Here is a 208-nt window from a genome sequence, read left to right as displayed (position 1 = left end):
CATAAAAGTTTCAGATATTGTGACTTCACTCGGAAGATCAAAACAGACAATCTACAATGTCATCAACTATCTGAAAGAGGGGCGCTCTGCCTATGACTACTATGAGCAGTATAAAGTCAATAAGAAACGCTGTGGTCGGAATAAAACAAGGCTTACGCAATCCGAAAAAGAATTTATCCAAACTTGGAAAGGAAAGCGAAAGCCAAAT

General features: G+C 38.5%; 1 pseudogene. It reads left to right on the top strand.

The features are described from left to right. Positions 1–208 (top strand): annotated as a pseudogene (locus SORDD16_RS10370) (hypothetical protein); the annotation flags it as partial.

Source organism: Streptococcus oralis (assembly GCF_001578945.1).
In the GTDB taxonomy this organism is placed as follows: domain Bacteria; phylum Bacillota; class Bacilli; order Lactobacillales; family Streptococcaceae; genus Streptococcus; species Streptococcus oralis_Q.
This window is presented reverse-complemented; position numbering and strand designations above follow the sequence as displayed.